We start from the raw sequence: 21257 nt of genomic DNA, 5'->3' as shown, positions 1-21257 counted from the left end.
CCGTGATGGGGCTGGGGTCCGGGCCCGCGACGGCGCCGGGGTCCGGGCCCGTGATGGGGCTGGGGTCCAGGCCGGTCCGGGGCTGAGGGGTGTCCGGCGGGTCGTGACGCCTGCGGCGGGCTGTCCCCGCCCCTTCCCGCAGCATCGATGTGCGGCTCCGCCGCGTGGACCCCCGGGGATTGACGGCCGACCGTCGCCGCCGTGAACGCCTGCACCGACGGGCTGATCGCGGTCGGCATCGCCCGCGCACATCGGGGTCGCCCGGCCGGGGTCTGGGGCGGAGCCCCCACGCGGCGGAGCCGCATATTGTCAGGTGTCGGGAAGGGGCGGGTAGGGGAAAGATCCGCCGGACACCCCGTACTCCGGAGCCGCGGCGGGGCTGGCTGGGTCCGGGACGGGGCGGGGACCGCGGCCGCTACGGAGCCGGTCCGGATCCGCGATGCAGCCGGTCCGGGCCCGCGACGGGCCCGGGTGCCGGGCACCGGCTACAGCGGGAGGCCCTGGGACAGCATGTTCAGGGCGCGGTCGATGCTCTCCTCCATGGCCGCCAGCGCCGAGTCCTCCGCCGCGCCCTGGTCGGCGCAGTGGAAGAGCGCCTCCTGGAGGACGCCGAGGACGGCTCCGACCACGACCCGCACCTCGAAGTCCTCCGGCGACCGGTCGCTGCGCTCGGCCAGGACCTCGGCGAGCAGGGCGCCGGTCCGGGACATGCTCTCGCTCATACGGGCGCGCAGCCCCGGTACCTGGCGGATCAGGGTGAGGCGGACCAGCATCTCGCGCCGCTCGTCACCGGCGAACTGCCGGAACAGGTCGAGCAGGACGCGCCGCAGCGAGGCGACCGGCGGTTCGTCCAGCGGCCGGTCCCGGAGCGCGGCGAGCAGCACATCGTCGTACTCGTCGGAGAGGACGATGTCCTCCTTGGTGGGGAAGTAGCGGAAGACGGTGCTGGGGGAGACGTCGGCGGCCTCCGCGATGCGGTCCACCGGGGTCGCGTCGTACCCCTGCTCGGTGAACAGCCGGTAGGCGGCGCGCCGGATCGCCTGCCGGGTCTGGATCTTCTTGCGTTCGCGCAGCCCGAGCTTGGGTCGTGCGGACGTCGTACGTGCGGAAGCCATGGCTCTCATTGTCGGGCATCGGCGGTCTCCTGGACCATGGCGCCTTGATCGGCGGCGACCGTGCGGGGCAGGAGGATCGCGACCAGTACCGCCGCCGCGAGGGAGGTGAACGCGGTCACCAGGAGGGCCACGTCCATGCCGTGGACGAACGCGGCGTCCGCCGACGCGGCGAGGTGCGGATCGCCGAGCCGCGCGGCCACCGCGTGGGCCGCGACCACCGAGCCGTCCGCCGCGTCGGCCGCGGCGGACGGCAGCCCGGTGGTGTCGAGCCGGGTGCCGTACGCGTCGGCGAGCAGGCTGCCGAGCAGGGCGACGCCGATGGTGCCGCCCACTTGGCGCAGCGTCATGAGCAGCCCGGAGCCGGTGCCTTCGCGGTCCCGGGAGAGGGCGCCGAGCGCCGCGTCCATGGCCGGGACGACGCCGAGGCCGAAGCCGAGTCCGGTGATCGTGAGCCAGGGCGCGGTCGTGCCGTAGCCGTCGCCCACCTCGGTACGGGAACCGAGGAACGCGGCGGCGGCGCTCACCAGCAGCCCGCCGCTGATGACGGGCCGGGGGCCGAAGCGGGCCGCGAGCGGGGTGGCGGCGCGGGCCGCCAGCAGGAGTCCGGCCATCATCGGCAGCAGCCGCAGCCCGGTGCCGAAGGCGTCGTTGCCGAGGACGGCCTGGAGGTACTGCGGCAGGACGAACAGCAGCCCGAGCAGCGAGAAGCCCACCAGCGTGATGGCGACGGCGTTCCACAGGAACGCGGGCCGGAACAGCAGCCCCAGGTCCAGCATCGGCCGCACCGACTGCCGCTCGCGCAGGGTGAGCCCGGTGAGCAGGGCGACGGACGCGGCGAAGGCGGTGAGGATCAGCGGATGGGTCCAGCCCCGGGACGGGGCCTCGATGAGGCCCCAGACGAGCGCGATGAGTCCGCCGACGCTCAGCGCGGTGCTGACGAGGTCGATCCTGGGGGCCGCCGGGTCGCGGGTCTCGGGGAGCAGGAAGAGGCAGGCCAGGATGGCGATCGCGACGAGGGGAATGTTGATCAGGAAGATCGATCCCCACCAGAAGTGGTCGAGGAGCCAGCCGCCGACGAGGGGGCCGAGCGGCATGCCGAGCCCCATCGCGGCGCTCAGGGCCGCGATCGCCCTGGACCGTTCGCCGGGGCCGAAGAAGGTGGGCAGGACGGCCATGGACAGCGGCATGACCAGCGCGGCGCCCAGCCCCATGACCAGGCGCGCGACGATGACCGGGGCGGGGGTGGAGACCAGCGCTCCGATGAGCGCCCCGGCCAGGAAGATCAGCAGACCGGTGATGAGCATGCGGCGGCGGCCGAACCGGTCGCCGAGGAGACCCGTCGGGAGCATCGCGGCGGCGAACACGACCGTGTAGGAGTCGACGATCCACTGCTGTTCGCCGATGTCGGCGTGGAGGGCCGAGGCCATGGTCGGCAGGGCGATGTTGAGGATCGTGGTGTCGAATCCGATCACCAGGGTGCTGGCGACGAGGGCCGCGAGGGTCCACCAGCGGCGTGGATCCGGGCGCGCGTCCGGGCGTGGATCCGGGCGTGGGTCCGGGGCAGCGGACATGGCACACCTCCGAGAGTTACCGTCAAATGACAGTAACTCTCAAAAGATGTGGGCTGTCAATCAGGAGTGTCTATCGGTCTGTCGGGGGTGCCTGCCGGGTGGTCAGGCGTGCTGATAGGCCACCAGGGAGATGCCGACGTAGTGCACGACGAAGGCGGCCAGCGTGAAGCTGTGGAACACCTCGTGGAAGCCGAACCAGCGGGGCGAGGGGTTGGGCCGCTTGGTGCCGTAGACCACCGCCCCCACGCTGTAGAGCAGCCCGCCGACGACGATCAGGGTCATCACGGCGATGCCGCCGGTGCGCAGGAAGTCGGGCAGGAAGAAGATGGCCGCCCAGCCCAGCGCGATGTAGCACGGGGTGTAGAGCCAGCGCGGGGCGCCGACCCAGAAGACCCGGAAGGCGATTCCGGCGAGCGCCCCGGCCCACACCAGCCACAGCAGCATCTGCTGTTTGCCGTGTGGCAGGAGCAGCAGTGTGAAGGGCGTATAGGTGCCCGCGATGATCAGGAAGATATTGGCGTGGTCCAGCCGCCGCAGCACCGCGGCGGTGCGCGGTCCCCAATTGCCGCGGTGGTAAAGGGCGCTGGTGCCGAACAGCGCACAGGCGGTGAGCGTGTAGATGGCGCAGGCCAGCCGCCCGCGCGGGCTGTCGGCGAGGGCCGTCAGCACCACGCCCGAGACCAGCGCCGCGGGGAACATGCCGGCGTGCAGCCAGCCGCGCAGCATCGGCTTCAGGGGGAGCGGCGGGGCCGTTTCGGGCCCTGGGGGATTCTCAGCGGCGGCATCGGGCGCGGCGGCAGTCATGGCGCTCATGCTACCTACGCCACCGTAAGTTACCGGTCCATGTCGAGTGGTGATGGTCACCAAGGCGCCCACTGGACAGATGGCCCGTACAGTCGGATGATCAAATGAGCGCGGTCGGCACCGGATGAGCTGAGCATCCGGGTCGCAGCCCCCAAGGGGTAGCTGTCTCCATAAACGGATATGAGTGCACATATCCGTCCAAACCCTCAATCAAGACGCCGGAGCGCGTGCGGTTCCGGCGGGATGGAGCGATCGTGGCGCCCAGCAATGTGGCTTCCTCCCTCACGACCACCCCGAGCCCCACGAACCACCAGGAGCTGGTCTCCTGGGTCGACGAGATCGCCGCCCTGACCCAGCCGGATCGGGTGGTGTGGTGCGACGGCTCGGAGGCGGAGTACGACCGCCTGTGCGCGGAGCTCGTCGAGAAGGGCACCTTCAAGCGCCTTGACCCGATCAAGCGCCCCAACTCGTACTACGCCGCCTCCGATCCGAGTGATGTGGCGCGCGTCGAGGACCGTACGTTCATATGCTCCGAGAAGGAGGCGGACGCCGGCCCGACGAACCACTGGAAACACCCCGACGAGATGCGCGCCATCTTTTCGGGGGAGCAGGGCGTCTTCCGGGGTTCGATGCGCGGCCGGACCATGTACGTCGTGCCCTTCTGCATGGGCCCCCTCGGCTCGCCGCTGTCCGCGATCGGCGTCGAGATCACCGACTCCGCCTACGTGGCGGTCTCCATGCGCACCATGACCCGCATGGGGCAGGAGGTCCTCGACGTCCTCGGGGACGAGGGCTTCTTCGTCAAGGCCGTCCACACCCTCGGCGCCCCGCTGGAGCCGGGCCAGGCCGATGTGCCCTGGCCGTGCAACCCCACCAAGTACATCTCGCACTTCCCGGAGTCGCGGGAGATCTGGTCGTACGGCTCCGGCTACGGCGGCAACGCCCTGCTCGGCAAGAAGTGCTACGCCCTGCGCATCGCCTCCGTCATGGCGCGTGACGAGGGCTGGCTCGCCGAGCACATGCTGATCCTCAAGCTCACCCCGCCGCCCAACAAGGCAGCGGACCAAAGGTCCTCGTTTGAGGGTGGTGGCGGGCGACGGGAGGGCGAGTCGAAGTACGTGGCGGCGGCGTTCCCGAGCGCGTGCGGCAAGACCAACCTGGCGATGCTGGAGCCGACCATCCGGGGCTGGACGGTCGAGACGATCGGCGACGACATCGCCTGGATGCGGTTCGGCGAGGACGGCAGGCTGTACGCGATCAACCCCGAGGCGGGCTTCTTCGGTGTCGCGCCCGGCACCGGTGAGCACACCAACGCCAACGCGATGAAGACCCTGTGGGGGAACTCGGTCTTCACCAACGTGGCGCTCACCGACGACGGCGATGTGTGGTGGGAGGGCATGACCGAGGAGCCGCCCGCCCATCTGACCGACTGGAAGGGCAACGACTGGACCCCGGCGAGCGAGACGCCCGCGGCCCACCCCAACGCCCGCTTCACCGTGCCGGCCGGGCAGTGCCCGATCATCGCGCCCGAGTGGGAGGACCCCAGGGGCGTGCCGATCTCGGCGATCCTCTTCGGCGGCCGCCGGGCCAGCGCCGTTCCGCTGGTGACCGAGTCCTTCGACTGGCAGCACGGGGTCTTCCTCGGTGCCAACGTGGCGAGCGAGAAGACCGCCGCGGCCGAGGGCAAGGTCGGCGAGCTGCGCCGCGACCCGTTCGCCATGCTGCCGTTCTGCGGCTACAACATGGGCGACTACATGGCCCATTGGGTGGAGGTCGGCAAGAACGCCGACGCCGCCAAGCTGCCGAAGATCTACTACGTCAACTGGTTCCGCAAGGACGCCGGCGGGCGCTTCGTGTGGCCGGGCTTCGGCGAGAACAGCCGGGTGCTGAAGTGGATCGTCGACCGCCTGGACGGCAAGGCCGAGGGTGTGGAGTCCCCGATCGGGGTGCTGCCGACGCCCGAGGCGCTGGACACCGACGGTCTGGACCTCGACGACGCCTCGCTCGAACTGCTGCTCACGGTCGACAAGGAGGTCTGGCGTGACGAGGCCGGGCTGGTGCCCGACCACCTCAACACCTTCGGCGAGCACACGCCCAAGGAGATGTGGGACGAGTACCACGCGCTGGTGAAGCGCCTGGGCTGAGCCGCCCGCTCCGTGGGCCGGGGCCCGTGCTTCAGGCGCGGGCCCCGCCCGTGCGCCCGCCCCTCTTCGGCCGTCGGCTCATCTCGGCCGTCAGCTCACCTCGGCTTCGGCCTCGGTTTCGGTCTCGGCTCGGCCGAGCCCGCTCAGGCCGCCAGGCCCAGGGCGGTCGCGTGGCAGCGCATGCGCTCGGCCGCCAGCGTCGTGGCCGCCGTGTCGTCACGGGACGTGGCCACGACCAGGGCCCATCCGGCCAGGGTGTGGGCGCGCTGGTGGAGGGCGGCGATATGCGCCGGGTCCATGGCCGCCGCCGTGGGTGCCGCGCGCAGCGGGGCGTGGCCGTCGCGCAGGCGGGTGGCCTGCTCGGCGAGGCGCTGGGCGGCGTCGTCGAGGGTGGGGTCCGGGGTGAGGGTGCGCAGCTCGTCCGTCACGGTGAGCAGTGCGGTCAGATGTCCGGCCAGCCGGATGTCCAGCTCTTCCTCGCGGGAGCGGTGCGGGAAGTCGGGCGTGGGCTCGGCCATGCTGTGGACCGACTTGGTGCGGATCGGTTCGTACATGGATGGCCTCCAAGGGGTGAGGAGGCCATCCTAACTTAGACTCTGTCTAAGATTGAGCAGTAACTAAAAGATCAGGGTTGGCCGTATCCGTCCAGGAAGTTTCCGATCCGGGTCACCGCGTCGGCCAGATCCTCCTTGGCGGGCAGCGTCACGATGCGGAAGTGATCCGGCTCCGGCCAGTTGAACCCCGTGCCGTGCACGATCATGATCTTCTCGGCCCGCAGCAGGTCCAGGACCATCTGCCGGTCGTCCTTGATCTTGTAGACCTTGGGGTCCAGCTTCGGGAACGCGTACAGCGCGCCCTTGGGCTTCACGCAGGTGACGCCCGGGATCTGGGTCAGCAGGTCGTACGCCGTGTCCCGCTGCTCCACCAGCCGGCCGCCGGGGAGCACCAGGTCGTTGATCGACTGGCGGCCGCCGAGCGCCGTGGCCACCGCGTGCTGCGCCGGCATATTGGCGCACAGCCGCATATTGGCCAGGATGGTCAGCCCCTCCAGATAGCTGGCGGCGTGCGACTTCGGGCCGCAGACCGCGAGCCAGCCGCTGCGGTAGCCCGCCACCCGGTACGCCTTGGAGAGCCCGTTGAAGGTGAGGGTCAGCAGGTCCGGGGCGACGGCGGTGGTCGGGGTGTGGGTGGCGTCGTCGTAGAGGATCTTGTCGTAGATCTCGTCGGAGCAGACGATCAGCTGGTGGCGGCGGGCGATGTCGGTGAGGCCGCGCAGGATCTCCTCGCCGTAGACGGCGCCCGTGGGGTTGTTCGGGTTGATGATGACGAGCGCCTTGGTGCGGTCGGTGACCTTGCGCTCGATGTCGGCGAGGTCCGGCAGCCAGTCCGACTGCTCGTCGCAGCGGTAGTGGACGGCGGTGCCCCCGGCGAGCGAGACCGCGGCGGTCCACAGCGGATAGTCGGGGGCGGGGACGAGGACCTCGTCCCCGTCGTCCAGCAGCCCCTGCATCGACATCTGGATCAGCTCCGAGACGCCGTTGCCGAGGAAGATGTCCTCGACGTCGAGGTCGATGCCCTGGGTCTGGTAGTGCTGCATCACCGCGCGCCGCGCGGACAGCAGTCCCTTGGCGTCGCCGTAGCCGTGGGCGTCGCCGAGGTTCCGGAGCATGTCCTCGAGGATCTCCGGGGGGCATTCGAAGCCGAAGGTCGCCGGATTTCCGGTGTTGAGCTTGAGGATGCGGTGTCCTGCCGCCTCCAGCCGCATCGCCTCCTCGAGCACCGGGCCACGGATTTCGTAGCAGACGTTGGCGAGCTTCGTGGACTGGATCACCTGCATGTCGGCCACCTTACGGCGGTGTATCCGGGGCCGCTCGGTGTTTTTCGCCACGTGGACGGTGTACGGGGGCGCAGGGCGGTGGGGCCGCGACCCCGCGCGCCGCCCGGGATCCGTACGCCGCACCGGGCTTCGCGTCGCGCCCCGCACCGCGCTCCGCGCCGGATAACGACTCTGTTTCTGGCGTTAATTTCCGCGAAAGAAGGGTTGGCCCGAACGGGTTGCCTGGTTATCGTTCACGCACTTCACCCAATCGTTCCGCTGAACGAATAAGGGAAGGGTGCCCTCGTTCATGTCCCCGTTGATGCCCGAGATCTCCCACCGCCCAGCCCCCGGCGGGGCCGGGATACCGCGGCGGTCGGTGCTCACCACCGCCGCGGCGGCCGTCGCCGCGCTCGGCGGCTCCGCCGCGCTGACCGGCTGCTCGGGAGCCGCCTCCGCCTCCCCGTCGAGGGCCGTGCCCACCCGGGGCCCGGCCGGGCGGCCCGACCGCGGTGGCACCCTGCGCATCGCCCGGCCGCCCGCCTCCGACGCGGAGACCCTCGACCCCGCGAGCGCGCTGTCCGCGTACGAATACCTCGGCGCGCTCTACAACCGCCTCGTGCGGATCGCGCCCGACGGCACCGTGGCCCCCGACCTCGCCGAGTCCTGGGAGCCCGACGCCAAGGCCTCCACCTGGACCTTCCGGCTGCGCCGCGGCGTCACCTTCCACGACGGCCGCGCCTTCACCTCCGCCGACGCCGCCTACACCCTGCGCCACATCCTCGACAAGGCGACCGCGTCCCCGCAGGCCCCCGTGCTGTCCCCGCTGGTCGACCCGGGGCGGTTGCGCACCCCCGACGCCCACACCCTCGTCGTCCCCCTGAAGAGCCCGCACGCCGAGTTCCCCAGCCTGCTCACCCACTACAACTGCTACGTCGTCCCCGAGGGCAGCGCCGGCTCCATCGGCCGCACCGGCATCGGCACCGGCCCCTTCCGGCTCGTCTCCTTCACCGCCGCCGGGCCCGGCCGGGTCACCGCCTACGCCGACCACTGGGCCGGGCGCCCGGTCCTGGACACGATCGACTTCTACACCGTGGCCGATATGCAGGCCCGCTCCAACGCCCTGCTCGCCGGGCAGGTCGATCTGCTCTCCCAGACCAATCTCGACTTCGCCACCGCCCGGGTCGTCGCCGCCTCCGACCGCGCCACCATCGCCCGCGCCGAGAACGCCCAGTGGTACGTGCTGCCGATGCTCACCACCGAGAAGCCCTTCACCGATCCGCGGGTGCGGCAGGCGATGAAGCTCGCCTACGACCCCGCGCACATCCTGAAGGCCGCCCTCCAGGGCGCGGGCACGGCCGGCTGGGACAACCCCGTCCCGCCGAACGACCCCGCCCATATCGCCACCCACCCCGCCCACGACCCCGAGAAGGCCCGCCACCTGCTGAAACGGGCCGGGCACGAGCGGCTTGCGGTGGACCTCTACACCTCCTCGTACGACCCGATCTTCACGCCCATGGCCCTCGCCTACCAGGAGTCGGCCGGGCGCGCGGGCATCCGGATCCGGGTCAAGACCGCGGCCGCGGATTCGTACTACACCCAGATCTGGATGAAGAAGCCGCTCATGGCCACCTACTGGTACACCGGGCGCCCCGTCGACCAGCTGCTCAACCAGGTCTTCCGCGGCGGCTCCTCGTACAACGAGACCGCCTGGTCGGACAAGGAGTTCGACGCGCTGCTCGACCGGGCCCGCCGGGAGATCGACGAGGGCCGCCGCCGCGAGCTGTACGGACAGGCGCAGACGCTCGTCGTCGAGCGGGGCGGGGCGATCACCCCGATGTTCGCCGACCGGCTCGTCGGGATCTCCCGGAAGGTGCGCGGTTACGCCGAGCACGGCTTCGAGTTCGACTATCTGCACATCGGGCTGAAGGGGGCGTGATGTTCTCTTTCCTCCTCCGCCGCGTGATCGCCGCGCTCGGCACCCTGCTGCTCTCCTCGGTCATGGTCTTCCTGGCCGTCCAGGCGCTGCCCGGCGATGTCGCCACGCAGGTGCTCGGCAGGGACGCCACCCCCGACGCGGTCGCCGCGCTGCGCAAGCAGATGGGCCTCGACCAGCCCGCCTGGGAGCGCTACGCCGACTGGATCAAGGGCGCCCTGCACGGCGACTTCGGCACCTCACTGGTCACCACCAAGCCCGTGGGCGGCGAGGTCGCCCAGTACCTCGGCAACTCCGCCATGATCGCCGTCGTCACCGTCCTCTTCGCGGTCACCGGCTCCGTCGTCCTCGGCGTCGTGGCCGGGCTCTACCGCGACCGCTGGCCCGACCATCTGATCTCCACGGTCAGCCTGGTCGGGATGAGCGTCCCCGAATTCGTCGTGGCCACGGTGCTGGTGCTCGCCTTCTCCGTCACCGTGCCGGTGCTCCCCGCCGTGGTGCTGTACGGGCCGGGGGCCGGGTTCGGACAGTTGCTCCCGGCGGTGTGGCTGCCCGCCGCCTCGCTCGCGATCGTCATGGCCGCGTACATCGTGCGGATGGCCCGTACCTCGGTGATCGACGTCATGGCCAGCGAATACGTCACCACGGCCCGGCTCAAGGGGCTGACCACCTGGCGCGTGGTCACCCGGCACGCGCTGCCCAGCGCCCTGCTGCCCACGCTGCACGTCATCGCGCTCAATGTGGCCTGGCTGGTGGGCGGCGTCGCCGTGGTCGAGAACGTCTTCAACTACCCCGGCATCGGGAAGCTGATGCTCACCTCCGTCCAGAACCGCGATCTGCCGGTCATCCAGGCCATCGCCCTCATCAGCGCGGTCGTCTACGTCGTCTGCAACCTCGCCGCCGACCTCGGGTCCATGGCCCTCAACCCCAAGCTCCGCACCCGAGGAGGGAGGATCCGATGAGCTCTGTGAAGGAGCCTGTGGGCGCGGTCCCGGCAGCCGCCGCGGGCCCGGCGCCCGTACGGCCCGGCTTCGCCGCCCGCACCTGGCGCACGGTGCGCTCCTCCCGCCCGGCCGTCATCGGGCTCGCGATCGTCGCCGTTCACGTGGTGGTCGCGCTGCTCGCCCCGCTGCTCACCCCGTACCACCCCACCACCGGCGACGCCTCGCACGCGCTGCTCGGGCCGAGCGCCGACCACTGGGCGGGCACCGACCAGTACGGGCGCGATGTGCTGACCCGGGTGCTGTACGGCGGGCGGTACGCGCTCGGCGTCTCCGTCACCGCGACCCTCATCACCATCGCCATCGGCACCGTCCTCGGCTGTGCGGCCGCGCTGCGCGGCGGCTGGCTGGACGATGTGGTCATGCGCGTCCTGGACGCGGTGCTGTCCATCCCCGCGATCCTCGTCCTGCTGGTGATCGTCACCGCGCTGGGCACCGGGTCCTCGGTCATCGTGCTGGCCATCGCCGTCGTCTGCGTACCCCAGGTGGTGCGGGTGGTGCGGGGTGCCGCGCTCACCGTCGTACCCCAGGACTACGTCACCGCGGCGCGGGCCCGGGGCGAGAGCACCTGGGCGATTCTGCGGCGCGAGGTGCTGCCCAACATCAGCGATGTGGTGTGCGTCGAGTTCGCGATGCGGGCGTCGTGGGTGGTGCTGCTGATCTCCTCGCTGTCGTTCCTCGGCTTCGGCGCGGATCCGCCCACTCCCGACTGGGGGCTGATGGTCTCGGAGAACCGCACCGCGATCACCGTGGTGCCGATGGCCAGCCTCGCGCCGATCATCGGCCTGGCCACGATGGTGGTCGGGCTCAACCTCGCGGCCGACGGCCTGTCGAAGGCGTGGGGCGTGGACCGGATCAGGGAGGGCGTCTGATGACCACGTCGCCGAAGGCCCCCATCGTGTCGGTGGACGAGCTGTCCGTGGCGTACCGCTCGGGCGGGCGCGAGGTGCCCGTCGTCCAGGAGGTGTCGCTGGAGGTGAGCCCCGGCCGGACGCTGGCCCTGGTCGGCGAGTCCGGCAGCGGCAAGTCGACGGTCGCCGCGACGCTTCTTGGGCATCTGCGGCACGGCTCCCGGATCACGGGTGGGCGCGTCGCGGTGGACGGCGAGGACGTCTTCGCGCTGACCGCGCGGGAGTTGCGGCGGCTGCGCGGCGGCACGGTCGCGATGGTCGCGCAGAACGCGGGCCACGCCCTGACGCCGTCCATGCGGATCGGACGGCAGATCGCGGAGGCGGGTGGCGAGGTGCCCGTCACCGACCTGTTGGAGCAGGTGCGGCTGCCGAACCCGCGCGAGCTCGCCCGCCGCTATCCGCACGAACTCTCCGGCGGGCAGCAGCAGCGTGTCGCCATCGCCATGGCGATCGCGGCCCGGCCCAAGGTGCTCGTACTGGACGAGCCCACGACGGGTCTCGATGTGATCACCCAGCGCGGAGTGCTGGACCTGATCAGCGCCCTCCGCGAGGAACTCGGCCTCGCCGCCGTCCTGGTCAGCCATGACCTGGGCGTGGTCGCGCGGATGGCCGACGAGGTGTGCGTGCTGAACGCCGGGCGGGTCGTCGAGGCCGCCCCCACCCGACGGCTCTTCGCCGCCCCCGCCGACCCGTACACCCGCCGACTGCTGGCCAGCGTCCCGCGCATCGCGGACGCGGGGCTCGCGGTGGTGGGCGAGGACGGTACGCGGGAGATCCGGCCGAGGGCGGACTCAGTGGGCGCGGTGGACGTGGTCGACGTACGAGAGGTGACGATCGACTACGGGGCCAGCCGCGCCGTGGACGGGGTGTCCTTCAGCGTGCGGCGCGGTGAGGTGCTGGCGCTGGTGGGGGAGTCGGGGAGCGGTAAGTCGACGATCGCGTGGTCGCTGGCGGGGCTGCGGGAGCCGTCGGGCGGAACGATGAGGGCCGCGTGCGGGGGCGGCGGGTCGGGTGGCTCGGTCGGCGGTTCTTCCGGCGGTTCGTCAGGTGACGGGTCCGGTGTCCCGCCCGGCGGTTCGTCAGGTGACGGGTCCGGTGGCCCGTCAGGTGGCCTGCCCGGCGGCTCGTCCGGTCGCGACGGGGACCTGGGCGCCCCCGCGCGGCGGCGCCCGCTCGCCCTGCGCCGCACCGTCCAGCTCGTCTTCCAGAACGCCGACACCTCGCTCAACCCTCGGCGCTCGGTGGGCGATGCCGTACGGCGGCCGCTGCGCTTCTTCGGTACGGCCGGGTCCCGGGGCGAGGCGGCGTCGCGCGCCCGTCAGCTGATCGCCGACGTCCGCCTCGACCCCGACTTCGCCGACCGGCTCCCCGCCCAGCTGTCCGGCGGCCAGCGCCAGCGCATCGGCATCGCCCGGGCGCTGGCCGGTGAGCCCGATCTGCTGATCGCGGACGAGATCACGACGGCGCTGGACGTGTCCGTACAGGCCGATGTGTTGCGCCTGCTGGACGACCTGCGCCGGGAGCGTGAGCTGGCCTGCCTGTTCATCAGCCACGACCTGGCGGTGGTGCGGGGGATCGCGGACCGGGTGGTGGTGCTGCGGCACGGGGTGGTGGTGGAGGAGGGCCCGACGGACGCGGTCTTCGCGGCTCCGGGCCACCCCTACACCCGCCAACTGATAGCCGCGGCCCTCGAACCCGACCCGGATGCCGAGGCCGTCGTCGAGGCGGCCGACGCCTGGCAGGACGGCGCCGAACCGGACGGCGTCTGGGACGACCTGGGCGGTGGCCACCGGGTGCGCAGGTGGCGGTCGGCGGATGCTTAGCCCCCACCCCGCCCCTTCCCGAACCGGGGCCCAGCCCCGGCCCCCGCTGGGGCTCCGCCCCAAGAGCTGCCCCCCGAGGTATCGCCGCCGCCTGCACGCCGGTGGCCGGGTTGTGCCCGCCCGTCCCTCCCCCAGCTACCGCTGGGAGGCGCCCCCTCGGCGGAACGATTGCCCACAACCCGCAAGCCCCTCCGGCGATTGAGGAGCGGGGCCCAGGGGCGGAGCCCATGGTTCGGGAAGGGGCAGACCAAGCCCCTCCGGCGATTGAGGAGCGGGGGCCGGGGGCGGCGCCTCCGGGTTCGGGGAGGGGCGGGGTGGGGGAGTCGCCCGCCGCAGGCGCACCCGCACCCGTACCCGTACCCGTACTCGCACCCGCACCCGCGCGCGCACCCCCACCCCCACCACAACACCAGGTAGAGGAGATACGTGAAGTACCGCGAGACGTTCGACCGCGAGGTATGCGTCGAGGACGCGTGGATCCCCACCCGGGACGGGCAGACGCGGCTGCACGCACGCATCTGGCGCCCGGCGGACGCCGAGACCGCCCCCGTCCCCGCCCTGCTCGAATACCTTCCGTACCGCAAGAGCGACTGGACCGCCCCGCGCGACGCGCAGCGTCACCCCTGGTACGCCGGGCACGGCTACGCCTCCGTACGGGTCGATCTGCGCGGCAGCGGGGACTCGGAGGGCGTGATGCTCGACGAGTACACGGCGACCGAGCTCGCCGACGGCGTCGACGTCGTGAACTGGCTGGCCGCGCAGCCCTGGTGCACCGGCAAGGTGGGCATGTTCGGCATCTCCTGGGGCGGCTTCAACTCGCTCCAGATCGCCGCCCTGCGCCCCGCCCCGCTGAAGGCGATCGTCACCGTCTGCTCCACGGACGACCGTTACGACAACGACGTCCACTACACCGGCGGCGCCGTCCTCGGCATCGACATGCTCGCGTGGGCCGGGACCATGCTCGCGTTCACGGCCCGCCCCCCGCACCCCACCTCCGTCGGCGAGGACCGCTGGCTGCCGATGTGGCGGGAGCGGCTCGACGCGCTGGAGCCGTATCTGCACACCTGGCTCGCCCACCAGGAGCGGGACGACTACTGGCGGCACGGCAGCGTCTGCGAGGACTACGGCGCGATCGAGGCCGCCGTGCTCGCGGTCGGCGGCTGGGCCGATCCGTACCGGGACACCGTGCTGCGTCTGCTGGAGCGCCTCGACGCGCCCGTACGGGGGCTGATCGGCCCCTGGTCGCACCAGTACCCCGACCGGGGGCTGCCGCCGGGCCCGGCGATCGGCTTCCTCCAGGAGACCCTGCGCTGGTGGGACCACTGGCTCAAGGACGAGCCGACCGGTGTGCTGGACGAGCCGAGGCTCCGCGCCTGGATCAACGACCCCGTACCGCCCGCCACCTCGTACGAGACGATGCCGGGCCGATGGGTCGGCGAGGGCACCTGGCCGTCGCCGTCCGTCAGCTGGGACGAACGTCCCCTCGGCGGCCCGGCCGACGAGCCGGTGATCGTGCGCTCGCCGCCGCACACCGGGCTGGACGCGGGCCGCTTCTTCCCCTTCGGCAACGCCACGGATCTGCCGCCCGACCAGCGGGCGGAGGACGGCCGTTCGGTCTGCTTCGACTCGGCGCCGCTCACCGAGCGGGTGGAGATCCTGGGCCGCCCCCGCGTACGGCTGCGGCTGGACAGCGCCACCCCGCGTGCCCATGTCATCGCGCGCGTCTGCGACGTGGCCCCCGACGGCTCCTCCACCCTGGTCACCCGCGGCGTGCTCAACCTGATGTCCCGGCACGGCCGGGAGCGGCCCGTGGAGTGGGAGCCGGGGACATACGAGGACGTCGAGTTCGAGCTGAACGGGACCGGCTACGCCTTCCCGCCCGGCCACCGCGTCAGGGTCGCCGTCTCCGACGCGTACTGGCCGTGGGTCTGGCCGCACGGCGAACGCGGCCAACTGACCGTACGGCCCGGTCGGAGCGCGCTGCTGCTGCCCGTACGGGATCCGGGCGCCGACGCGGGCCGCCCGCCGATCACCTTCGAGGAGCCCGAGCAGGCCCCGCCGCTCCCCGTGACCGTCGACCCGCCCGCCGAACCCCGCCCCGAACGCACCGTCACCCATGACGTCGCCACGGGCGAGTGGGTGCTGGAGGTGGACCCGAACTACGGCGGCTCCCGCACCTATCCGGACGGACTGCGCTACGAGGAGAGCGCCCGCGAGACTTACCGCATCCGCTCCGGCGATCCGCTGTCGGCCGTGGCAAGCTCTCGGTGGACCATCCGGCTGCGGCGCGGGGACTGGCAGGCGGAAGTCGTCACCGCCATGGAACTGCGGGCCACGGCGGAGGAATTCATCATGGACAGCAGCATCGAGGCACGGGCGAACGGAGAGACAGTGGCCACGCGCGCATGGCACCGCACCACGCCGAGGACGTCCGCGTGACGTCCCGATCCGAACGCCGCCCACCGCGCCGCGCCGTCGCCGCGTCCGCCCGCACCCGGCAGCCCACCGAGGTGCGCCGCCGGCTGATCGTGGAGGCCGCGGTGCCGCTCATCGCCGAGCGCGGCACCAAGGCGGTGGGGGTGCGCGAGGTGGCGGCCGCGGCCGGGGTGTCGGTCGGCACGGTCACGTACCACTTCGAGAGCGTGCAGGAAGTCCTCTCCGAGGCGATGGTGCTGCACATAGAGCGCTACTACGCCGCGCTGAGCGACGCCGCCGGGCAGGCCACCAGCGGCGCGGAGGGGCTGCGGCTGCTCATCGACGCGCTCTTCACGGAGGACACGGACCGGCACTGGCGGATGTGGTTCGACTACTGGAACGCGGGCGAACGGGACCAGACCTTCGCCCGTGGCCAGGCCGAACGGTACGAGAACTGGCACGGCGAGATCCGGGCCCTGGTGGAACGGGGCCGGACCGAGGGCGAGTTCCACTGCGACGACCCGGCCGACTTCGCCCTCCGCTTCTCCGCCCTGTCCGACGGCCTCGCCCTGCGCCGCCTCCGCCAGGTCCCGGCCCTGAGCGTGACCGACGCCCGCCGCCACCTGCGGCGCTTCGTGGACGCGGAACTGCGGGGCTGAGGCGGGAACGTCCCGGTGCGCGCTAGGCGCCGCTTGAGCCCGTCGCCGAGGGCTCCGCGTCGAGGCCGCTGAGGAACGCGGTGAGGACGCGGCGCAGGCGGGGTTCCACCTCGACGATCGCGTGGCCGAGGCGGGGGTCGGTCTCGTAGAGCTCCCGCAGGCGCGGGCCGGGGGCGGCCATCTGCCGGAGCGCCCCGGCCAGGCTGGTCGCCGTGGCGACGAGGTCGACGGTCTGGAGCTCGGTCAGTCCGAGCAGCCGTCGCAGCTCGTCGCCGATCAGCCCGATCTCCTCGAACGTCACCAGTTTGAAGTCGCGCACCGAGTCGATCGACACATTGCGTTCGAGGTTCATGGGCGCCTGGGCCAGCAGGTCGCAGAACATCGGCCGGGCCGCCAGCGTGGCGGCGACGGCCTCGGCGATCTCCGGGGCCGTGGTGTGCGTCCGGCGTTCAAGATCGCCGCGCAGCTCGGCGGACCACTGCCGCCAGCCCTCCGCGGTGAGCCTGAGGAAGATCTGCTCCCGCGTCTCGAAGTAGCGCAGCAGGGCCGACTTGTGCATCCCCACGGCCCCGGCGATGTCGGTGAGGGTGACGTCCCGGACCCCGCGCTCGCGGGCGAGGGCACGGGCCGCGTCCAGGATCGCCTCTTCCCGCGCCTGCTTGGCCTGGGCACTGCGCGCACGTTGGAAGGCAGGCGTAGTCATGCCGGACATCATAGGAACTTTTAACGGAACGGTGTTGCGTAAATAAGAGAACGGTGTTGTACTAACGGTATGAGTTCAAAGGTTATGGGTTCACAGGTCTGGTTCATCACCGGTTCGTCGCGCGGTCTCGGCCGCGCCCTGGTCACCGCCGCCCTCGAGGCCGGTGACCGCGTCGTGGCCACCGCCCGGCGCCCCGAGGCGCTCGCGGAGGCGTATCGGGAGTACGGCGACCGCATCCACCCCCTCGCACTGGACGTCACCCGCCCCGAGGCGGCGCGCGAGGCCGTGGAGGCGGCGCGCGCCCGCTTCGGGCGCGTCGACGTGCTCGTGAACAACGCGGGGTACGCGAATGTGGCGCCCATCGAGACCTCGGACGACGAGGACTTCCGCGCCCAGTTCGAGACGAACTTCTGGGGCGTCTACCACGTCACCAAGGCCGTGCTCCCCGTCCTGCGGCAGCAGGGAACCGGCACCGTCGTGCAGATCTCCTCGATCGGCGGGCGGGTCGGCGGATCACCGGGCATCGCCTCCTACCAGGCGGCCAAGTTCGCGGTGGACGGCTTCAGCCGGGTCCTCGCCGCGGAGACCGCGCCGCTCGGCGTGCGCGTCATGGTCGTCGAGCCGAGCGGTTTCGCCACCGACTGGGCCGGTTCCTCCATGACGGTCCACCCGATCCCCGACGCCTACGACGCGACCGTCGGGGAGATGAACCGGCGGGTGCGGCAGAGCACGGACGGGGCGGCCGGGGACCCTCGGCGCGCCGCCGAGATCATCGTACGGACCGTCCACCGTGGCGAGGTCCCGAGCCATCTCCCGCTGGGCGTGAACGCGACGACCATGGCGCGGGACTACTCCCGGAGCCAGCTCGCCGAGGCGGCCGCCTGGGAGCAGGTCAGCCGCTCGGCCGACTTCGGCGAGCCGTACCCGGCGGAGCTTCCGGCCGGGGGCGCGGCCGAGGGTGTGGCCGCCTGACGGTCTCGGCCGCCCAACGGTCTGGTGCGCTACGCGCGGCGGATCGCGCGCCCCGCGAGGACGTCCGTCCGCCGCCCGTCCTCGATGACGAAACGGCCGTCGATGAGGACGTGGGGGATGCCGGTCGGCAGGGTGCGCGGGGCCTCGAACGTCGAGCCCGCCGCGACCGTCTCCGGGTCGAAGAGGACGAGATCCGCGCGGTAGCCCTCGCGGATCCGGCCCCGGTCGGGGAGGCGGAGGCGGGCCGCGGGGCGGGCGGTGAGGTGGGCCACGCACTCCTCCAGGGTGAGAACGCCCAGCTCACGAACGTAGCGGCCCAGGTACTGGGGGAAGGTGCCGTATGCGCGGGGGTGCGGCTTGGCGCCGTTCAGGATGCCGTCGCTGCCGCCGGTGTGGGCGGGGTGTTTCATGATCGCCTGAACGTTCTCCTCGTGCCCGACGTGCTGGAGGATCGTCGGGCCGAGGTGGTCGTCCAGGAGGAGGCGGCGGGCGGTGACCCAGGGGGCCTCGGCTCGCTCGCGGGCGCTCGCGGCGACCGTCTTCCCGACGTATTCGGTGAGGGCCGGGTCGTTCACACCGGAGATCTCGATGGTGTCCCAGTTGATCGGCACCCCGTGGCAGCCGTCCGCCCCCTCTACCTCCATGACGTGCCGGATGCGCTCGGCCTCTGCGTCGTCGCGCAGCCGCGCGAGGGCCGCGTCCGGGCCGCCCTCGGCCGCCCAGCTCGGCAGCATCGCGGCGAGCGTGGTGCAGCCGGGGAGGTAGGGGTAGGTGTCGAGGGTGATGTCGGCGCCGTCGGCGATCGCGGCGTTCAGGAGGGTGAGCAGCTCGGGGGCGCGGCCCTTGTTGAGGTCGAAGTTCATGGTGGCGTGGGCGAGGTGCAGCGCACAGCTAGCCTCCCGGCTGAGAGCCACCATCTCCTCGTAGGCGCGCAGGGCGCCGGCGCCGTACGAGCGGTGGTGCGGGCAGTAGTAGCCGCCGTACGCGGCCACGACCCGGCACAGCTCGGTGAGTTCGGCGTCGGAGGCGTACATCCCGGGGGTGTAGGTGAGCCCGGAGGACAGGCCGACCGCCCCCTGCTCAAGACCCTCCGCCACCAGCGCCTTCATCCGCTCGACCTCGGCGGGCGTCGCATCGCGGTCCTCCCAGCCGAGTGCGAGCATGCGGACGGTGCCCTGGGGGATGAGGTACGCGGCGTTGACCGCGATGCCCTGGCCGTCGAAGCCGTGGTCGAGGCGGTCCAGGAACTCGCCGACGGTGCGCCAGGTGAAGTCGATGTCCGAGCCGTCGCCGTTCCAGCCGGTGATGGCGGTACGGATCTGGGCGAGCGTGCGGTCGTCCACGGGCGCGTACGAGAGCCCGTCCTGGCCGATGACCTCCAGGGTCACGCCCTGGGCGGCCTTCGCGGAGTGGTCGGGGTCGCGGAGCAGGGCCAAGTCGCTGTGGGCGTGCATGTCGATGAAGCCGGGGGAGAGGGCGAGGCCGTCGGCCTCCACCATGCGGTGGGCGGTGGGGCGCGCCCCACGCCCCTCGGGCACGATGGCGGCGATCCGGCCGCCGTCGACGGCCACGTCTGCCCGATACCGGGCCTGCCCGGTGCCGTCGATGACGTCCGCACCGCGAATGACCAGCTCCATGGGGTTGCCCTCTCCTCCTGCCGACCGCGCCTGGGGCGCGCTTTCCGTTTCCCCACCCACCCGCCCTTACTTGTGCGGGGGACCCTCTGGGTCCCCCGCACCGCCACCCCGCCACAGGCCTAGCGGCCCGCAACCCTCGCACCCCCACCCCAGCCCCGGGCCCAGCGGCCCGTGAGCCGAGTGCCCTGCGCCCGGGCCCTGCCGGGCGCCCATTGTCCGGCGCCCTCCGGGCTCCTGCCCCGGGGCGAGATCCTGGTGGGCAGGGACCCCACGGGGGTCCGGGGGTGGCCACCGGCGGGGTTCGGAGTGGAGCCCCGGGGAAGGGCGGGTGGGTTAGAAGAAGGTGCGGATGTAGTCCGTGACCGTGCCGTCCGACTCCGCTACCGGGATCAGTTGCCACTTGTCGAAGCTGGTGCAGGGGTGGGAGAGGCCCATGGCCACCCAGTCGCCTACCTCCAGGGTCGTGTCGTCCGCGACCGAGACCCAGGCGTGCTGGTCGGAGAGGGCGGTGATGGTGAGGCCCGTGGCGGGGCGGGTGGTGGTGTCCCGGGCGGAGCGGATGAGTTGGGGTTCGGGCATGTCCAGGTCGTAGGCCGCGTCCCGCTTGCCCGCGTTGAGGAAGGCCTGGCCGGGTTCGGGGCGCGAGACGACCTGGGCCCACAGGCGGAAGGCCGGGTGCAGTTCGCCCTCCTCCGGGACGCGGTTGAAGGGGGTGATGTGCCGGTAGTGGCCGTCGTCGTGGGAGACGTACGCGCCCGAGCGCAGCAGCTTCAGCACCGGGCGCGACAGCGTGGGCAGCTCCGCGAAGACGTCCGCCACCGCGTCGAACCAGGCGCTGCCGCCCGCGCTGACGACCACCTCGTCCACGTCCTCGAAGCGGCCCGCCGCGTCGAAGTCCGCCGCCAGTGCGGTGAGGCGGCGCAGCCACGCCCGTACCCGCTCGCCGTCCGGCTTCGGCACCTCGCCCTCGTATCCGGCGACCCCGACCAGCCGCAGGGGCCCGGCGGCCGCGACCGCGTCGGCGACCGCCGCGCACTCCGCCTCCGTGCGGACCCCGGTGCGCGCTCCCTCGCCGCCGCCCAGTTCGACGACCACATCGACCGGCCGTCGCGCGCCCGCTTCCCGCAGGGCGGCGTCCATCAGCTCCACGCCGCGCACCGAGTCGACGTAGGCGATGAAGCGGAATTCGGGGTCGGCGTCGAGTTCGGCCGCGAGCCAGTGGAGGGCGGCGGCGTCGACGACCTCGTTGGCGAGGAAGATCCGCTGGATGCCGAAGGCCCGGTAGATCCGCACCTGGGTGGGGACGGCCGCGGTGATGCCCCAGGCCCCGTGTGCGAGCTGGCGCTCGAAGAGCTGTGGGGCCAGGGAGGTCTTGCCGTGCGGGGCGAAGGCGAGCCCGTGGGCGGCGGAGTAGCGCTCCATCGCCACCAGGTTGTGCTCCAGGGCCTCGGCCGACAGCGCCAGTACGGGCGTGGTGAAGCCACCGGTGAACAGGGAGCGCCGCTCGGCGGCGAGCTCGCCGACCGTAAGGCCCTCGGCGTTCGGCGGCAGCCCCTTGAAGCGGTGGTCGACGCGTTCCCGCGCGAGGGCGGCGACGGCCTGGTCGCGGTGGTCGGTGGCCATGGAGCGCCTCCATAACGATTCCGGTTGCAATCTCTGCAACGTTCATTGCGCATAACGCTTAGCGCTGTCTAACATCCCGCCCAGCACCGGGTCAACGGTGTGTGGCTGACCCCCATCCGTCCACCCA

16 protein-coding genes are annotated in these 21257 nt (G+C 72.1%); 8 read left to right on the top strand and 8 right to left on the bottom strand.

Annotation, left to right across the window (positions count from 1 at the left end):
• Nucleotides 1–485 precede the first annotated feature (485 nt).
• The 3 genes from LIV37_RS19345 to trhA form a co-directional block, all read right to left on the bottom strand.
• Nucleotides 486–1124: a TetR/AcrR family transcriptional regulator gene (locus tag LIV37_RS19345; protein WP_121824750.1), complete on the bottom strand. Its 639-nt coding sequence runs from the start codon at nt 1122–1124 to the stop codon at nt 486–488.
• On the bottom strand, nt 1121–2686 hold the full coding sequence (locus LIV37_RS19340; protein WP_020868797.1) for an MFS transporter: 1566 nt from the start codon (nt 2684–2686) through the stop codon (nt 1121–1123). Before LIV37_RS19340 ends, LIV37_RS19345 begins: the two co-directional genes overlap by 4 nt.
• A gap of 102 nt (nt 2687–2788) precedes the next feature.
• Nucleotides 2789–3490 (bottom strand): PAQR family membrane homeostasis protein TrhA, encoded by a 702-nt coding sequence (trhA, locus tag LIV37_RS19335; RefSeq protein ID WP_121824751.1) that lies wholly within the window; start codon nt 3488–3490, stop codon nt 2789–2791.
• 254 nt (nt 3491–3744) lie between these two features.
• Here trhA and LIV37_RS19330 point away from each other — a divergent pair, with 254 nt between their 5' ends.
• Nucleotides 3745–5634 carry a phosphoenolpyruvate carboxykinase (GTP) gene (locus LIV37_RS19330; RefSeq protein WP_020868795.1) on the top strand — a complete coding sequence of 630 codons (1890 nt, stop codon included), beginning with the start codon at nt 3745–3747 and terminating at the stop codon, nt 5632–5634.
• Nucleotides 5635–5777: 143 nt separating this feature from the next.
• Here the strand turns inward: LIV37_RS19330 and LIV37_RS19325 are convergent, their stop codons facing one another.
• Both LIV37_RS19325 and LIV37_RS19320 read right to left on the bottom strand, forming a co-directional pair.
• Complete coding sequence (locus LIV37_RS19325; RefSeq protein ID WP_020868794.1) at nt 5778–6188, bottom strand: SCO4983 family protein; 411 nt, start codon at nt 6186–6188, stop codon at nt 5778–5780.
• Between the two features lie 71 nt (nt 6189–6259).
• Nucleotides 6260–7471 carry a pyridoxal phosphate-dependent aminotransferase gene (locus tag LIV37_RS19320; RefSeq protein WP_020868793.1) on the bottom strand — a complete coding sequence of 404 codons (1212 nt, stop codon included), beginning with the start codon at nt 7469–7471 and terminating at the stop codon, nt 6260–6262.
• Nucleotides 7472–7760: 289 nt separating this feature from the next.
• Here LIV37_RS19320 and LIV37_RS19315 point away from each other — a divergent pair, with 289 nt between their 5' ends.
• The 6 genes from LIV37_RS19315 (at nt 7761) to LIV37_RS19290 (ending at nt 16195) form a co-directional block, all read left to right on the top strand.
• Nucleotides 7761–9389: an ABC transporter substrate-binding protein gene (locus LIV37_RS19315; RefSeq protein ID WP_243146205.1), complete on the top strand. Its 1629-nt coding sequence runs from the start codon at nt 7761–7763 to the stop codon at nt 9387–9389.
• Nucleotides 9389–10348 carry an ABC transporter permease gene (locus LIV37_RS19310; protein ID WP_020868791.1) on the top strand — a complete coding sequence of 320 codons (960 nt, stop codon included), beginning with the start codon at nt 9389–9391 and terminating at the stop codon, nt 10346–10348. Before LIV37_RS19315 ends, LIV37_RS19310 begins: the two co-directional genes overlap by 1 nt.
• Nucleotides 10345–11259 (top strand): ABC transporter permease, encoded by a 915-nt coding sequence (locus LIV37_RS19305; protein WP_185057979.1) that lies wholly within the window; start codon nt 10345–10347, stop codon nt 11257–11259. The genes LIV37_RS19310 and LIV37_RS19305 overlap by 4 nt, the downstream gene beginning before the upstream one ends.
• A complete protein-coding gene (locus LIV37_RS19300) occupies nt 11259–13121 on the top strand; it encodes an ATP-binding cassette domain-containing protein (protein WP_020868789.1) in 1863 nt (620 codons plus the stop codon). Before LIV37_RS19305 ends, LIV37_RS19300 begins: the two co-directional genes overlap by 1 nt.
• A gap of 426 nt (nt 13122–13547) precedes the next feature.
• Nucleotides 13548–15560, top strand: coding sequence for a CocE/NonD family hydrolase (locus LIV37_RS19295; protein ID WP_020868788.1), 2013 nt, complete (start codon nt 13548–13550; stop codon nt 15558–15560).
• Nucleotides 15557–16195: a TetR/AcrR family transcriptional regulator gene (locus LIV37_RS19290; protein ID WP_243146206.1), complete on the top strand. Its 639-nt coding sequence runs from the start codon at nt 15557–15559 to the stop codon at nt 16193–16195. The genes LIV37_RS19295 and LIV37_RS19290 overlap by 4 nt, the downstream gene beginning before the upstream one ends.
• Nucleotides 16196–16217: 22 nt before the next feature.
• Here LIV37_RS19290 and LIV37_RS19285 read toward each other — a convergent pair whose 3' ends face one another.
• The gene (locus tag LIV37_RS19285) at nt 16218–16898 is read right to left on the bottom strand and encodes a TetR/AcrR family transcriptional regulator (RefSeq protein ID WP_020868786.1); all 681 of its coding nucleotides are present in this window, start codon (nt 16896–16898) and stop codon (nt 16218–16220) included.
• 69 nt (nt 16899–16967) lie between these two features.
• On the opposite strand from LIV37_RS19285, the gene LIV37_RS19280 reads away from it, so the two are divergent.
• On the top strand, nt 16968–17870 hold the full coding sequence (locus tag LIV37_RS19280) for an SDR family NAD(P)-dependent oxidoreductase (protein WP_121824752.1): 903 nt from the start codon (nt 16968–16970) through the stop codon (nt 17868–17870).
• A gap of 29 nt (nt 17871–17899) precedes the next feature.
• On the opposite strand, the gene LIV37_RS19275 is transcribed toward LIV37_RS19280, so the two are convergent.
• Together LIV37_RS19275 and LIV37_RS19270 are read right to left on the bottom strand one after the other, a co-directional pair.
• On the bottom strand, nt 17900–19507 hold the full coding sequence (locus LIV37_RS19275) for an N-acyl-D-amino-acid deacylase family protein (RefSeq protein ID WP_020868784.1): 1608 nt from the start codon (nt 19505–19507) through the stop codon (nt 17900–17902).
• A gap of 333 nt (nt 19508–19840) precedes the next feature.
• Nucleotides 19841–21130, bottom strand: a complete 1290-nt coding sequence (locus LIV37_RS19270; protein ID WP_020868783.1) for an alanine racemase — start codon at nt 21128–21130, stop codon at nt 19841–19843.
• Nucleotides 21131–21257: the final 127 nt, after the last annotated feature.

Source organism: Streptomyces rapamycinicus NRRL 5491 (assembly GCF_024298965.1).
In the GTDB taxonomy this organism is placed as follows: Bacteria; Actinomycetota; Actinomycetes; order Streptomycetales; family Streptomycetaceae; genus Streptomyces; species Streptomyces rapamycinicus.
Note: the sequence above shows the minus strand (reverse complement) of the source record. Positions and strands in the feature narration are given on the sequence as shown.

Excerpts from the sequence above, each read along its gene's own strand:
- LIV37_RS19280 (WP_121824752.1), top strand. The coding sequence starts at position 16,968 with ATGAGTTCAAAGGTTATGGGTTCACAGGTCTGGTTCATCACCGGTTCG.
- LIV37_RS19305 (WP_185057979.1), top strand. The coding sequence starts at position 10,345 with ATGAGCTCTGTGAAGGAGCCTGTGGGCGCGGTCCCGGCAGCCGCCGCG.
- LIV37_RS19310 (WP_020868791.1), top strand. The coding sequence starts at position 9,389 with ATGTTCTCTTTCCTCCTCCGCCGCGTGATCGCCGCGCTCGGCACCCTG.
- LIV37_RS19345 (WP_121824750.1), bottom strand. The coding sequence starts at position 1,124 with ATGAGAGCCATGGCTTCCGCACGTACGACGTCCGCACGACCCAAGCTC.
- LIV37_RS19320 (WP_020868793.1), bottom strand. The coding sequence starts at position 7,471 with ATGCAGGTGATCCAGTCCACGAAGCTCGCCAACGTCTGCTACGAAATC.
- LIV37_RS19275 (WP_020868784.1), bottom strand. The coding sequence starts at position 19,507 with ATGGAGCTGGTCATTCGCGGTGCGGACGTCATCGACGGCACCGGGCAG.
- LIV37_RS19300 (WP_020868789.1), top strand. The coding sequence starts at position 11,259 with ATGACCACGTCGCCGAAGGCCCCCATCGTGTCGGTGGACGAGCTGTCC.
- LIV37_RS19325 (WP_020868794.1), bottom strand. The coding sequence starts at position 6,188 with ATGTACGAACCGATCCGCACCAAGTCGGTCCACAGCATGGCCGAGCCC.
- trhA (WP_121824751.1), bottom strand. The coding sequence starts at position 3,490 with ATGACTGCCGCCGCGCCCGATGCCGCCGCTGAGAATCCCCCAGGGCCC.
- LIV37_RS19315 (WP_243146205.1), top strand. The coding sequence starts at position 7,761 with ATGTCCCCGTTGATGCCCGAGATCTCCCACCGCCCAGCCCCCGGCGGG.
- LIV37_RS19340 (WP_020868797.1), bottom strand. The coding sequence starts at position 2,686 with ATGTCCGCTGCCCCGGACCCACGCCCGGATCCACGCCCGGACGCGCGC.
- LIV37_RS19270 (WP_020868783.1), bottom strand. The coding sequence starts at position 21,130 with ATGGCCACCGACCACCGCGACCAGGCCGTCGCCGCCCTCGCGCGGGAA.
- LIV37_RS19285 (WP_020868786.1), bottom strand. The coding sequence starts at position 16,898 with ATGACTACGCCTGCCTTCCAACGTGCGCGCAGTGCCCAGGCCAAGCAG.